Source organism: Flavobacterium sp. KMS (assembly GCF_000813005.1).
Classification (GTDB): Bacteria; Bacteroidota; Bacteroidia; order Flavobacteriales; family Flavobacteriaceae; genus Flavobacterium.
The window spans coordinates 57706-71099 of sequence record NZ_JSYP01000004.1; the positions used below are offsets into that span (position 1 = coordinate 57706).

The following is a 13394-nucleotide window of genomic DNA, read 5'->3' on the forward strand; positions in this document are numbered from 1 at the left end:
TGAATAAAAATTATTTAAAAAATCCATGAATAAAAATTTAGATATATTTTTCTTTAATAAATCCAAAGCCATAAAACAGCTTTTTTCTTACAACAAAATTATCTAATCTAAGTAGTCTTTAATCTGACTTATATCATGTACTCTATTTATTTAACAGTTATTTTCTTAAAAATATTGAACAAAAAAAAAGCGCTAGAATTAACTTGCGCTCTTTTTATTATTATATTATAACTAGATTATTTTTCAATTTCTCTCATAGAGTCCATCTTTTTATGTGCCAGGAATCCAGCAACATCTTCAAAATGCTCTTTAACACGTTTGTTTCCAAATTCGAAAACTTTAGTCGCTAATCCGTCAAGGAAATCACGATCGTGAGATACTAAGATTAAAGTACCATCAAAATCACGTAATGCATCTTTAATAATATCTTTAGTTTTCATATCTAAGTGATTCGAAGGCTCATCCAGAATTAATAAGTTAACTGGTTCCAACAATAATTTAATCATTGCCAAACGTGTTTTTTCTCCTCCTGAAAGCACTTTTACTTTCTTAGTAATATCATCTCCCTGAAACATAAAAGCTCCAAGAATGTTCTTAATTTGTGTACGAACATCTCCAACTGCAATAGCATCGATAGTTTCAAAAATTGTTGCATTTTCATCTAATAAAGAAGCTTGGTTTTGTGCAAAATATCCAATTTGTGAATTATGTCCAATATCAACACTTCCTTCATCAATACCAATTTCTTTCATGATGGCTTTAATCATAGTCGATTTTCCTTCACCATTTTTACCTACGAAAGCTACTTTCTGTCCTCTTTCGATAACAATATTAGCATCTTTAAAAACCACGTGATCACCATAAGATTTTGATAAATCTTTTACCACTACAGGATATTGCCCTGATCGTGCTGCTGGCGGGAATTTTAATTTTAATGCCGAATTATCAACTTCATCAACTTGTACGATAACTAATTTCTCTAACATTTTAACACGAGATTGTACCGCATCTGTTTTAGAAAATGTTCCTTTAAAACGGTCGATAAATGCTCTATTATCAGCAATCATTCTTTGTTGCTCATCGTAAGCTTTTTGTTGGTGTATACGACGATCTTTTCTTAACTCTAAATAATGAGAATACTTTGCTTTATAATCATAGATTCTTCCCATTGTAACTTCGATGGTACGATTGGTAATATTATCTACAAACGCTCTATCGTGCGAAATTACTACAACTGCTTTTGCTGAATTTATCAAAAACTCCTCTAACCATTGAATACTCTCAATATCCATGTGGTTGGTTGGTTCATCTAGCAAAATTAAGTCTGGCTTACGCAAAAGAATTTTAGCTAACTCTATTCGCATTCTCCATCCTCCAGAAAACTCTGAAGTCTGGCGTGTAAAATCTTCACGTTCGAAACCTAAACCAACTAAAATTTTCTCCACTTCAGCCTCATAATTCACTTCTTCGATAGCATAAAACTTCTCGCTTAAGTCGGAAACTCTTTCGATTAATTTCATGTAAGCATCACTTTCGTAATCAGTACGAACGGTTAATTGCTCATTGATTTCATCAATTTCAGCTTTCATTTGAAAAATCTCGCCAAAAGCTTTTGAAGCTTCTTCCATTACAGTTGATCCATCTTTGGTCAATAAATGCTGAGGCAAATAAGCCACAACAGCATCTTTTGGTGCCGAGATACTTCCAGTAGAGGGCTTGCTTTGTCCTGCTATTATTTTTAAAAGTGTCGATTTTCCCGCACCATTTTTACCCATAAGGGCAATTTTATCATTTTCATTTATAGCAAAAGAAACATCGCTAAAAAGTGTAGTTCCACCAAACTGAACTGAGATATCATTAACTGTAATCATTTTGACTTTTAGATTTTTAGACTGCTTAGATTTTTGACTTCTTAGCAAGTATTTTTTTAAAAGCGCAAAGATAGATTAATTAGAGTATTAGACAATACAATTAAATCTCCGACATCTTCGTTTTTTTTAAGTTTTACAATTATTCCTACATCTTTTAAAATTTTAGTTATATCTTGTATAAGAATTTAAAAATCAGAAAATTATGAGAACGAAATTAAACTTGGCAGCTTGCCTAATTGCAGGATTAATATTTGGACTTTCTGCAAATGCTCAAAAAACGGTAATTAAAAAAGCTGCATTACCGGCAAATGCACAAACTTTTTTGAAAACTCACTTCGCTGGACAAGAACCAACTTATATTCTTGAGGATAAAGAAATCTTATCTAAAGAGTACAAAGTGCAATTTGCAAATAATCTTCAAATTGAATTTGATGGAAAAGGAAACTGGAAAGAAGTTGATGGAAAAAACACAGCTATTCCCACAGCTATTGTTCCTGCAAAGATTACTACTTACGTAAAAACTAATTTTGCTAAAGACAAAATAACAAAAATAGAGAAAGAAACTTTGGGCTACGAAGCAAAACTAAGCAGTGGTTTAGAATTAAAATTTAATCCGAAAGGGGAATTTATCAAGATTGCCAATTAGTGAAATTTGAAAAGTATTATTCTTGTACAACTGACAAATTATATTTGTCTAAAAAAATGATACAAAAATTAAAAGCACAGTGAGAACTGTGCTTTTAATTTTTAACAAACTCTGTTTTTTCATCTCTCTTAATCCTCACTTTCAGCTACAACAGCAATATGCGTTACAATATAATCAGCAAATTTTTGTGCATCATTTGGTGTCCAATTCAATTCAGCACCTTTAGCCCTCTCATCCCAATTCCAAAGAATGTATTCTTTTACAAAAAATAAAAGTGTCACACGGTCTACAATAGCCTCTTTATTTTTTCTTTGTTGAGCTAGAGTTGTAAATTTAAAACCAAAAAGAGAAGAAGTCTCATTATTAAATACAGTAGCTGTCTTTATTTCTGGTTTTATTTCCTTGAGTAAATCTTTTAATGGTTTATTGATAAACCGTTCTTTATTTTGTTCTAATAAATAAACCTGCCTAGTATTGTGTACCAATTGTTGTGCAATACTACTATTACAGAATAGTAGTATTACGAAAAACATTAAGTTTTTTTTCATCTCTCTTAATCTTGACTTGTAGAAACAACCCCGATGCGAACTACAATAAAATCAGCAAATTTCTGTGCATCGTTTGGCGTCCAATTAAATTCAGTTCCTTTAGGCCTTTCGTCCCAATTCCAGGGGATGAACTCCTTTACTTGCACAAAAAGACTAACACGATCTTCTATAGTACCTTCTTTTTTTCTTTGCTTTTCTATTGTCGTAAATCTGAAACAAAAAACAAAAGAATTTTGACTATTAAGAACCGTAGCTGTCTTTATTTCTGGTTTTATTTCCTTGAGTAAATCTTTCAAAGGTTTATTAATAAACCGTTCTTTATTTTGTTCTAATAAATAAACCTGACTGGTATTGTGTACCAATTGTTGTGCAATACTACTATTACAGAATAGTAGTATTGCGAAAAATGTTAAGCTTTTTTTCATCTCTCTTAATCCTGACTTGTAGCAGCAACTCCAATATCAAGTACAATAAAATCAGCAAATTTCTGTGCATCGTTTGGTGTCCAATTAAATTCACTTCCTTTAGGTCTTCCATCCCAATTCCAGGGAATAAACTCCTTAACTTGCACAAAAAGAGTTACACGATCTTGTATTGCTCCTTCTCCTATTTTTTGCTGGGCTAAAGTTGTAAACCTAAAACCAAAAAGAGAAGAAGTCTCATTATTAAAGACATGAGCTGTCTTTATTTCTGGTTTTATTTCCTTAAGTAAATCCTTTAGTCGTTTATTGATAAACAGTTCTTCATTTTGTTCTAATAAATAAACCTGACTAGTATTACATACCAATTGTTGTCCAATACTACTATTACAAAATAGTAGTATTGCGAAAACCTTTAAAGTGTTTTTCATGTTTTTATTTCTCGCTAGTTGGGACAACTCCAATATAAGTTACAATTAAATCACCGTATTTTTCTGCATCCTTTTGAGTCCATAATATTTCATTGCCTTTAGGCTTTTCTTCCCAATCCCATTCAATAAATTCTTTTACATACACTAAAAGCGTCACACGGTCATCAATAGTGCCTTCTCGCTTTCTTTGCTGGGCTAAAGTTGTAAATCTGAAACCGAAAAGAGAAGAGTTATCACTATTAAATACATGTGCAGTTTTTATTTCTGGTTTTATTACTTTTAGTAAATCTTTTAAAGGTTTATTAATAAACCGTTCTTTATTTTGTTCTAATAAATAAACCTGACTGGTACTGTGTACCAATTGTTGTGCAATACTACTATTACAGAATAGTAGTATTGCGAAAAAAGTTAGGCTTCTTTTCATCTTTCTTAATTTTGACTAGTTGGAACAACTTCAATATCAAGTACAATAAAATCAGCAAATTTTTGTGCATCATTGGGTGTCCAATTCAATTCAGCTCCTTTAGGTCTTTCTTCACGATTCCAAAGAACAAATTCTCTTACAAAAACTAAAAGCGTCACTCTGTCTTCAATAGCTCCTTCATTTTTTCTTTGCTGAGCTAAAGTTGTAAACCTGAAGCCAAAAAGAGAAGAAGCTTCATTGTTAAATACTGCAGCTGTCTTTATTTCTGGTTTTATTTCTTTTAATAAATCTTTTAACGGTTTATTAATAAACAACTCTTCATTATCTTTCAGTAAGTAAACTTGACTAGTATTTTGAACCAATTGTTGTGCATAACTGTTGTTTTGTATAAAGAAACCTACTATTACAAAAATCTTTAAAATATCTTTCATGTTTTACATTAATGATAATAATCCCGAATAAGATTTAATTTTGCAGCTAATTCCTAAGTTAGCTGCAAAAAATCATTTTTATCTAATAAAATAAGGATTAATTCTGACTTGAAGGAGCAACTTCAATATCAGACACAATAAAATCAGCAAACTTTTTCGCATCATTTGGTGTCCAATTCAATTCAGCTCCTTTAGGTCTATTTTCCCAATCCCAGTCTACAAATTTCTTTACTCGAACCATAAGTGATAGGCGGTCTTCAATAGCACCTTCCCTTTTTCTTTGCTGATCTATAGTTGTAAACTTAAAAATAAAAAGAGAAGATCCCTCGTTATTAAATACAGTAGCAGTCTTTATTTCTGGTTTTATTTCCTTGAGTAAATCTTTTAATGATTTATTAATAAACCGTTCTTTATTTTGTTCTAATAAATAAACCTGACTGGTACTGTGTACCAATTGTTGTGCAATACTACTATTACAGAATAGTAGTATTGCGAAAAACACTAAGCTTTTTTTCATCTCTCTTAATCCTCAGTTTCAGGTACAACACCAATGCGGACAACAATAAAATTAGCAGATTTTTGTGCATCCTCAGGTGTCCATAGTATTTCATTTCCCACAGGCCTTTTTTTCCAATCCCAAGGGATGAATTCTTTTACATAAACTAAAAGTGTCACACGGTCTGCAATAGCACCTTCTTCTTTTCTTTGCTGAGCTAAAGTTGTAAATCTGAAACCAAAAAGGGAAGAATTCTCATCATTAAACACATGAGCCGTTTTTATTTCCGGTTTTATTTCTTTTAATAAATCTTTTAACGGTTTATTAATAAACAACTCTTCATTATCTTTCAGTAAGTAAACTTGACTGGTATTGTATACCAATTGTTGTGCAATACTATTATTATAGAATAGTAGTATTGCAAAAAAAATTAAAATATTTTTCATGTTTTTACATTAATGATAATAATCCTGAGGGAAATTTAATTTTGTAGCTAATTTTTAAGTTAGCTGCAAAAAAATCATTTTTATCTGTTATTCATGAAGTAAGAATTAATCCTCAGTTTCAGGTACAACACCAATGCGGACAACAATATAATCAGCAAATTTATTTGCGTCATTTGTTGTCCAATTCAATTCAGTTCCTTTAGTCCTTTCATCCCAATTCCAGGGAATAAATTCCTTAACTTGTACAATCAACGAAACACGATCTTCAATAGCTCCTTCATTTTTTCTTTGCTGTTCTAAAGTTGCAAAAGAAAAGACAAAAACAAAAGAATTCTCACTATTAAATACAACAGCTGTTTTTATTTCTGGTTTTATTTCCTTCAGTAAATCTTTTAACGGTTTATTGATAAACAATTCTTCATTTTGTTCTAATCTGTAAACCTGACTAGTACTAGATATAAATTGTTGTGCATAACTATTGTTTTGCAATAAGAAACATACTATTACGAAAATCTTTAAAATATTTTTCATTTTTTTTTATTTTAGTATTAAGTACAAGGGATTAAAGTATATTTTTTAGACCCGTTTGCTTGTTTAACTTCTTTTGTAGTGAGCGGATAGAATACCCCTTTATTATCCTGTTTGAAAAAGGTAATTCCTCCATTGTATTTATTAACAACAAAAGCTTTGGCCTTTGCTTGTGCTTCAAAATTATATGAATCCATATTATAGAAAAATTTACTCATTTCCTTCAACATAAAATCAGGATATTCACCATCAATACCAGGTCTCAAATTAGCCAGATATTTAGCAGAAAAAATTTGGGCTGCCTCTAAATTAGTTACTGCTATAACATACATTTCCTTTTGTGTAATGGCATAAATCGTGTTAAAATTGTTATTTTTAATATTGTATTCAGTGAGCGTTAATATATCACCACTAGATGGTGCAGTATCACTTGGGTGATTGTGCAGTACGGTAAAAGATCGCTCCCAGGTATCATTTACTTTTACACTATTGGCTGTGCCATTATTCATAGGTGCGGCTGTAACTTCTCCAGCTGCATTTTTTCCTAACGTAATACTGTGTTCTAATTTATCAGCAGCAGCTAGTTTAATATCTTGTACCGCTTTTTTATACGTTTGATTATTTGATAAAGCAGTCAGTTCTTTGGCAACTACACAAGGATCTTTAGTTTCTGAATGTCTGTTTGTAGATGTTGTTCCTGTAATAACTAAATCTTCATCTTCATTAAAAGGAACATAAAACTCAACTACTCCTATATCTTTAAAATTACTTAAATCTGCCATTACAACCTGGTTAACATTAGATGTGTTGCCTTTTGAGATTTTATCATAATCTCTATTACCATCATTTTGTATAGATGTTATACTAGTGACGCCTATTGGCGAATTAGAATAAATTTCGACAGTTAATCTAGTATAGAGATGTGCTCCATTCTCTACTTGCGGATTAGAAAAAGTTACCGTTCCTATTACTACCCCATTTATTACTATTTGCGAAACAAAAACTTCAATTTTGCTTTGTGAATCTCTTAAAACTTTTATTTTTTGAGTATGATTTTCTCCTGGCTGAACCTTTTTTGTCAAAACAATTTCTGAAGTTGTTACCCTGTTTGAGCCACCACCACTAGAGCCACCAGAACCCTTATCATTATTCCCACTATTAGAATTGCTTCCACCAGGATCAAAATCATTATGACCATCACCAGTATATCCATTATAATCTCCCCAATTGCCTTGATCGGCATATGCATAATAATCGGAATCTCCTCCGCTATAGCCCGGGATGTCTACGTTATCTAACTCATTAAGTCCATTAAAATCAAAGTTATCGTCAAACTCGCTCCCTTGTGCGTTTCCAGCAATACTACCCAATAATAGTAAAAATAGTACAACCCATTTACTATTTATTTTTATTAAAATATTTCTCATAGCTTATTGTTTTATTACAATTCGAGTGTGTGTTTTTTCATTTTCCTGCACCTGTACCACATAAAATCCATTGGGTAAATTGGTAGTATTTACAGTATAAGATTGTCTTCCTGAGCCTAAGCTTGTTCCAGCCACTTGTATCGTTTGCGCATTAGCCACACTTATAAGTTTTACTTGCACTTTGGCTGGTTCTTGTAGCTCAAAACCAACATACAATTGCTCGTTAAACGGTACAGGATACACTTTTATGAATTCGTTTTTTTGTGAAGCCAACGCCAGTAACAATGCTTCGTCTTCTGCCGATACTGCATTGTTTTTTGGTCGCAACACTAGTGATATTGGCGGTCCAGGTTCTTTCCAATACTCAATAAAACTATCTACATTTACTAATAAATAAGGAATATCATTATAGTTTTTTTGACTTAAATTCATTCCTAAAACAGCATATTCTAGTTTATCATTTTTAAAATTATGAAGGTATAATTGGTCTAGTGTAAATTTAAAATCATTAACAAAAAGATTATTATCCTTAAATAAAGCTAAGTCTTCAAAAGTTTTGCCTTCAAAATTTATTTTAGTCTGCAAATCTCCTTGCTTACTTTTACTAAAACTTACGGCTATTGGCAAAACACGTAAAGGTGTAGTTCCAGACCAGTCATATTCTATCAATCGCCCTGTCCACTCCCCAAGAATATTTTTTATTTTTATGTTTTGGTTTTCTGCTTCATCAGAACTTACCATTTCCCTATTTTCAGCAATTACCACAGGATCAATTTTTTTGTCTCCCTTATTGGCTTCGTTTATAGCATTCTCTGCCTGATTTAAAACCTGTCTTCTCTTTTCAATTTTTAAATTACTTAAAAAAGCTCTACTGTTAAGCGTTGTATTACCATACAAATATTCCAGTGCTTTGTCTGTATCCTGCGGTACACCATAACCTAAATAGTAACACACACCCAACCAGTGTTTTGCCATAGCATAATCACTTTTTTTAAACCATGAAATGGCTTTGTCATAATCCTGATGTACACCAAAACCTTTTAAATGCATATAACCCAGTATATAAGTTGCTCTAGCGTATTTTTGGTCGGCTGATTTTTGATACCACTCTACCGCTTTATCCATATCAAGCGCACAACCTTGCCCTTTTCTATACAATTCCCCAAGATTATACTGCCCAATAGCATTACCACTTTTGGCTGCTTGCTCTATATAAGCAAATCCTTTGGATTCATCTTTTTCAATGCCTAATCCATTTGCATACATGAGTCCTATATTATTTTGAGTAACTGGGTCTCCTAATTCAGCACAGGGCAATATCTCATAAAAAATAGAGCCATAATCTTTATAAAGATTCTTGCTATTTAAAATCTCTGTGGCTTGTTGCGTCCTAACTTTGCAATCAACTTGTGCAATAGCTCCCAGAGCTACAAACAAAAGAATAAGTGTGTACTTCTTTTTCATAATTACATTGATTATTAATTAATATTCATTCAATACTGGAACCATTTTAATTCCACTCAAAACCGTTATTTTTAGTAGTATTAATTTCTGATATTTTGATATTATACTCTTTGCAAAATTTCGCGAATTCTTTTTCAAAATTGAATCTTAGCATTCCTAACTTGGTTTTTTGTATCGTTTTATCAAAACTATAATAAGCAGTCGTTAAATAATGATTTAGATGATAATCGTAAATTAAACTGTATAATTTGGTTTGCTGATCCTTAGTTAAATTAGGATTTCCATTAACCAATCGCGTGTATTCTAAATCAACTTTTTCTTTGGTTTCAACTTTATAATCAGACATTGCAAAATAGCAGTATTGCTTATAAGTAAGTGAACCATTAATTTTTTTGGCATAATAGTTTCTAGCTTCATTAATTTTAAAATTGTAAAGTGTCCCTGGATCCTGAATACTGAATGGAGCATACGCTTGTTTCTTTTTTGCATCCAAATCTTTTAAGACCTGATTTCTTTCATCTATTATTTTGAGCAATTCCTTTGTTTTTTCTTCGTTAAGACCAGCTTGTTTAGCATTTTGATAAAAATTCTGTTTAATGGCAGACTCCGTTAAACTTTCTTTTTCATTTGGTACATAAACGTCTTTATTGGTAACGCTCGTTTCTTTAGATTCTTTAATATTTTGCGCACGAATTCCCATTGTAAACAAGAGAATTACTAAAACTAGATGTGTGTGTTTATTCATATTATAGTTTTTAAATTGGTTAGAAATTAGTACCATTCTATTTGCTTTGTCTTGCTATTAATTCGAAAAATGCGTTCATAACCATTACTTTTTGGGCATAACACTAAAAACAACCCATTATCAGGCATTTTAGAAAAACTAATAAAATCACTTTGAGATTTAGCCTCTTCTATTTTTTTCCAGCCTTTGTCCCATACATAAAGGCTGAAAATTTCATTTTCGAATACTTCAAATGAATTAAAATCAAGTGTTGGTCCTTTTTTAGTCTTATCTCGGCTTATATTGTATGAAAAAGTTTTAGAATAATCAGGTTGCAACAATTGTTGTTTTTTATCAGTATCTAAAAGAATTGGATAAGGGGCATAATTCATTTTTTTTGTATCTGGATTATATAAACTTGGCAAATAGACAATATCAGTTCCTAAATTTTGATATTCAATACCGCTACCCAATCTCTTCCCCCAATCGGTAGTACTCCATTTTCCTAGATTAAAAACATTTAGATAACCAATTTTTTCCTTGTTAGAAGCAGCAATTGGATAAATTATCGTTCCAGTAGTTACGTATTCTGAAGTCACATCAAGAATATTTTTCTCTCTCAAAAATCCATTTGGTATTAAAAGACTATCCCGTACTGTAGCCAAAGCATTTTTCTGAATAGAATAGGTTTTTCTGAAAACTTTACCAAGACGTTTTTCTGTCGCATTGTAAGCATGAGGAAGACCTTGCGGATTACCAAAACAGTTCCCGTTAAATGGAATATGTTTCCCGCTTTCATCAATAATAGTATCCCAAAAATGCCTTTTGGAAGAAGCTGCATAATAAGGAGTAAAATCAAAAGTCACTGCCAATCCCATTGCTCTACAAGCTAACAAAGTTAGATTAGCGAGATCTGCACAGGCGCCCTCACGTCTAAAAAGTAATTGTTTTGGACTTAAATAAGGAATCGGATCATGTCGTTTATCCAAAAACCTAAAACCCTTAAGGGCTAAAATCGTTTGAGTAGCAACATCAACCGGATCTTGCTTATTCTCAACTGTATTAATAGCACCAGATACCAAAAGAGTATAGTCTACTCGCCAATCTTCCAGTGGCTCTATTAAACTTCGATAAGGCAAAATATATTCACAAAATGTATTAAAATCATATGATTTTGACCAAGGATTATTTCTCCATACATTAAAAGCTAAATCAATATTCTTAATCAGGAACTCTGGAGTTATCACTTCTATGTCTTTTAATTTATAAGACTTTGGCGTGATTTTGATACTGTCTTTTAATTTTTCAAATGCTTTAACTGCAATTTCAATATTAGGATAATCGAATTCGTTAAAAGATACTTTTTCATGGTTTCCGTCTATCCAATTATAATCCTGACCATACTGAATATCCATATTTGATATTAAAAATCGCACAGCTTCTTGCTTTTGGGAATCGAATTGATAGTGGTCCACAACTATTTTTTCTAACTTCTTTTTAGTTAAAACATCTTCCGCAATCGATTGCGGATAAATTGTATTAAAAACCATTAAACAAATAAATATAATTATCCTTACCATAATAAATAAGTTATAGACTACAATTCTATATATTATAAGTAAGAAAAACAACAATAAATTGTTAAATTTGCTTTTATATGTTGTAAATAGAATAAATCTTCAATTATTTTAAAATGAGAACTCAAAAAATTAATTTATACTTGACTGTTATTCTAATTCTATCATTCATTAGATGTGGACTCGATTGTTTGCCTTTCTCAAAAGGAAAATATATTTACTGGTTAATTACAGCTATTATAGGAGGTCTATTCTTTATAAAAAAATCAAAACATAAATACATACTAAACAACTTTGATCTGTATATACTAATTCTATCCTGTATATTTTTTTGGAATTTCATTTATATATCAAAATCAACATTTTATAATCTAAATATCTGGTACTATTTAGGCTATTTAATTCTATATGTAATATTAAGGCAGGAATTGAATACTAAAAATATCATTAATAAAAATCTGAACTTCATTCTGTATTTTATAAGTATAACAGCTATTTTAAATACTGTTATAGCTATTTTACAAAACATGAATATTCTTCAATCGGCAAATGAATATTTTAAATCAACCGGATTATTTTTTTCACCAAATCACTTAGGCATCTATCTTGCTCTTGGCTTTTTGACTAACATAGAAATACTCAGAAAATCCAAGATAATGAGTATAAAAACAATCTTTTATATTGGACTTGTTATTTTACTTTATGGTTTATATTTATCCGAATGTCGGGGCGCTTATCTAGGATTAAGTATTGCACTTTTATTTCGTCAGTATAATTTAAATCAAAAATTTAAAGCCTATCCAAAATGGAAAATACTTCTTTGCAGTTTAACTGTGTTAACGGGATTGTTCTTAATAGTTAAGGGTAATAACTCCGTAAAATCAGAATCAGCCTTGGGTAGACTATTCATTATAAAACAATCTCTTGAACAAATTAAGGAACATCCTTTATCTGGTCATGGTATCAATTCATTTTCACTAAAATATAATTCAGCCAAAGCTCAATATTTTGCAACCGAAAGATCTTGGGAAGATATTAAGAATGCGAGTTACATCTATAGTGCTAACAATGACTTTTTAGAATTGACTTTTGAATTAGGTATTACATGGATATTGATATTTATTTTTTTTGTCATAAAACTAAGGACATATTCAACTCAAAACACAGAAACACAAATCTGCAGTTCTATCTTAATATGCCTTCTCATTTTTACACTAACAAATAGTATATTATCAACACCTCTTTTTACAATTATAGCATGTTATTGTGTTGTTGTTATTATTAATTCAAGCGAAATAAAACCTATTTATACCTTCAATAATAATATTTTTTTGCAAATAAGCTTTGCAATCATAGGGTTTATCTTTTTAGTAATTATATTTTTAAGACTAAATGCCGAATACAGGTTATTGAGTTACTATAACGAAACTAAACACCTTACCAGTTTAAAAAATATTGAAAATTATGTCTCCAAAATTGATGCAAATGGTGAAGCATTATTTATGGCTGGTGGAGTTTTATTAAAAAATAAATACGCTCAAGAGGGAACAAGCTATTTAGCCCAAGGTTTTAAACATTCTGGTAAACCGAGCTTAGGAAGGATTTTAGCTGGATTATATCAAAAACAAGGTAAATACAGTGAGGCTGAACAAATCTATAAATATAATATAAATATTGAACCTTTTAGATATGAAGCACGAATGGATTTATTTAGATTGTATATTACAACAAATCAAACAAAAAAATCTAAAGAAGAAGCTCTTAAAATTATCCTTTTGCCAATAAAAATTCCATCTGAAAAAATAACTGAATATAAAAATGAAGCTGAAAAATACATAAATGAAAACTAGATATTTTGAATTGCCCCTCTAAAAACTCATTTTTATTAACTTGTTTTAATGTTGATTTAACCGAATTCATTTAAAAAAACAGGTTACTAAAAACAAAAAACCTCGATTTCTG

The 13394-nt window shown here is 30.8% G+C and carries 15 protein-coding genes; 2 read left to right on the forward strand and 13 right to left on the reverse strand.

Annotated features, from left to right (window positions below; genetic code table 11):
- Positions 1-236: 236 nt before the first annotated feature.
- Positions 237-1871, reverse strand: a complete 1635-nt coding sequence (locus OA93_RS05995) for an ABC-F family ATP-binding cassette domain-containing protein (protein ID WP_039112395.1) — start codon at positions 1869-1871, stop codon at positions 237-239.
- Between the two features lie 202 nt (positions 1872-2073).
- Between OA93_RS05995 and OA93_RS06000 the strand changes: the two genes are divergently transcribed.
- On the forward strand, positions 2074-2517 hold the full coding sequence (locus tag OA93_RS06000; protein WP_039112236.1) for a PepSY-like domain-containing protein: 444 nt from the start codon (positions 2074-2076) through the stop codon (positions 2515-2517).
- Between the two features lie 128 nt (positions 2518-2645).
- On the opposite strand, the gene OA93_RS06005 is transcribed toward OA93_RS06000, so the two are convergent.
- From OA93_RS06005 to OA93_RS06060, 12 genes are all read right to left on the reverse strand, one after another.
- Positions 2646-3065: a hypothetical protein gene (locus OA93_RS06005; protein ID WP_039112237.1), complete on the reverse strand. Its 420-nt coding sequence runs from the start codon at positions 3063-3065 to the stop codon at positions 2646-2648.
- Positions 3066-3070: 5 nt separating this feature from the next.
- Positions 3071-3490 (reverse strand): hypothetical protein, encoded by a 420-nt coding sequence (locus tag OA93_RS06010; protein ID WP_039112238.1) that lies wholly within the window; start codon positions 3488-3490, stop codon positions 3071-3073.
- A gap of 5 nt (positions 3491-3495) precedes the next feature.
- Entirely contained in the window at positions 3496-3915 is a 420-nt protein-coding gene (locus OA93_RS06015) for a hypothetical protein (RefSeq protein ID WP_039112239.1), read from the reverse strand.
- Between the two features lie 4 nt (positions 3916-3919).
- The gene (locus OA93_RS06020; protein ID WP_039112240.1) at positions 3920-4339 is read right to left on the reverse strand and encodes a hypothetical protein; all 420 of its coding nucleotides are present in this window, start codon (positions 4337-4339) and stop codon (positions 3920-3922) included.
- 5 nt (positions 4340-4344) lie between these two features.
- Positions 4345-4770 carry a hypothetical protein gene (locus tag OA93_RS06025; protein ID WP_039112241.1) on the reverse strand — a complete coding sequence of 142 codons (426 nt, stop codon included), beginning with the start codon at positions 4768-4770 and terminating at the stop codon, positions 4345-4347.
- A 97-nt stretch (positions 4771-4867) separates the two neighbouring features.
- Entirely contained in the window at positions 4868-5287 is a 420-nt protein-coding gene (locus OA93_RS06030; protein WP_039112242.1) for a hypothetical protein, read from the reverse strand.
- A gap of 5 nt (positions 5288-5292) precedes the next feature.
- On the reverse strand, positions 5293-5712 hold the full coding sequence (locus OA93_RS06035) for a hypothetical protein (protein ID WP_039112243.1): 420 nt from the start codon (positions 5710-5712) through the stop codon (positions 5293-5295).
- Positions 5713-5817: 105 nt separating this feature from the next.
- Complete coding sequence (locus tag OA93_RS06040; RefSeq protein WP_039112244.1) at positions 5818-6243, reverse strand: hypothetical protein; 426 nt, start codon at positions 6241-6243, stop codon at positions 5818-5820.
- A 17-nt stretch (positions 6244-6260) separates the two neighbouring features.
- The gene (locus tag OA93_RS06045) at positions 6261-7667 is read right to left on the reverse strand and encodes a hypothetical protein (RefSeq protein WP_039112245.1); all 1407 of its coding nucleotides are present in this window, start codon (positions 7665-7667) and stop codon (positions 6261-6263) included.
- Positions 7668-7670: 3 nt separating this feature from the next.
- Positions 7671-9131, reverse strand: coding sequence for a T9SS type A sorting domain-containing protein (locus OA93_RS24050; protein ID WP_052259393.1), 1461 nt, complete (start codon positions 9129-9131; stop codon positions 7671-7673).
- A 46-nt stretch (positions 9132-9177) separates the two neighbouring features.
- Positions 9178-9876 carry a hypothetical protein gene (locus OA93_RS06055; RefSeq protein ID WP_131474459.1) on the reverse strand — a complete coding sequence of 233 codons (699 nt, stop codon included), beginning with the start codon at positions 9874-9876 and terminating at the stop codon, positions 9178-9180.
- Between the two features lie 26 nt (positions 9877-9902).
- Positions 9903-11435 (reverse strand): transglutaminase domain-containing protein, encoded by a 1533-nt coding sequence (locus OA93_RS06060; protein ID WP_117615804.1) that lies wholly within the window; start codon positions 11433-11435, stop codon positions 9903-9905.
- A 524-nt stretch (positions 11436-11959) separates the two neighbouring features.
- Here OA93_RS06060 and OA93_RS06065 point away from each other — a divergent pair.
- Positions 11960-13282, forward strand: a complete 1323-nt coding sequence (locus OA93_RS06065; protein ID WP_039112248.1) for an O-antigen ligase family protein — start codon at positions 11960-11962, stop codon at positions 13280-13282.
- The last annotated feature ends 112 nt before the right edge of the window (positions 13283-13394 follow it).

Excerpts from the sequence above, each read along its gene's own strand:
- OA93_RS06030 (WP_039112242.1), bottom strand. The coding sequence starts at position 5,287 with ATGAAAAAAAGCTTAGTGTTTTTCGCAATACTACTATTCTGTAATAGT.
- OA93_RS05995 (WP_039112395.1), bottom strand. The coding sequence starts at position 1,871 with ATGATTACAGTTAATGATATCTCAGTTCAGTTTGGTGGAACTACACTT.
- OA93_RS06035 (WP_039112243.1), bottom strand. The coding sequence starts at position 5,712 with ATGAAAAATATTTTAATTTTTTTTGCAATACTACTATTCTATAATAAT.
- OA93_RS24050 (WP_052259393.1), bottom strand. The coding sequence starts at position 9,131 with ATGAAAAAGAAGTACACACTTATTCTTTTGTTTGTAGCTCTGGGAGCT.
- OA93_RS06040 (WP_039112244.1), bottom strand. The coding sequence starts at position 6,243 with ATGAAAAATATTTTAAAGATTTTCGTAATAGTATGTTTCTTATTGCAA.
- OA93_RS06010 (WP_039112238.1), bottom strand. The coding sequence starts at position 3,490 with ATGAAAAAAAGCTTAACATTTTTCGCAATACTACTATTCTGTAATAGT.
- OA93_RS06025 (WP_039112241.1), bottom strand. The coding sequence starts at position 4,770 with ATGAAAGATATTTTAAAGATTTTTGTAATAGTAGGTTTCTTTATACAA.
- OA93_RS06015 (WP_039112239.1), bottom strand. The coding sequence starts at position 3,915 with ATGAAAAACACTTTAAAGGTTTTCGCAATACTACTATTTTGTAATAGT.
- OA93_RS06005 (WP_039112237.1), bottom strand. The coding sequence starts at position 3,065 with ATGAAAAAAAACTTAATGTTTTTCGTAATACTACTATTCTGTAATAGT.
- OA93_RS06060 (WP_117615804.1), bottom strand. The coding sequence starts at position 11,435 with ATGGTAAGGATAATTATATTTATTTGTTTAATGGTTTTTAATACAATT.
- OA93_RS06055 (WP_131474459.1), bottom strand. The coding sequence starts at position 9,876 with ATGAATAAACACACACATCTAGTTTTAGTAATTCTCTTGTTTACAATG.
- OA93_RS06045 (WP_039112245.1), bottom strand. The coding sequence starts at position 7,667 with ATGAGAAATATTTTAATAAAAATAAATAGTAAATGGGTTGTACTATTT.
- OA93_RS06020 (WP_039112240.1), bottom strand. The coding sequence starts at position 4,339 with ATGAAAAGAAGCCTAACTTTTTTCGCAATACTACTATTCTGTAATAGT.
- OA93_RS06065 (WP_039112248.1), top strand. The coding sequence starts at position 11,960 with ATGAATATTCTTCAATCGGCAAATGAATATTTTAAATCAACCGGATTA.
- OA93_RS06000 (WP_039112236.1), top strand. The coding sequence starts at position 2,074 with ATGAGAACGAAATTAAACTTGGCAGCTTGCCTAATTGCAGGATTAATA.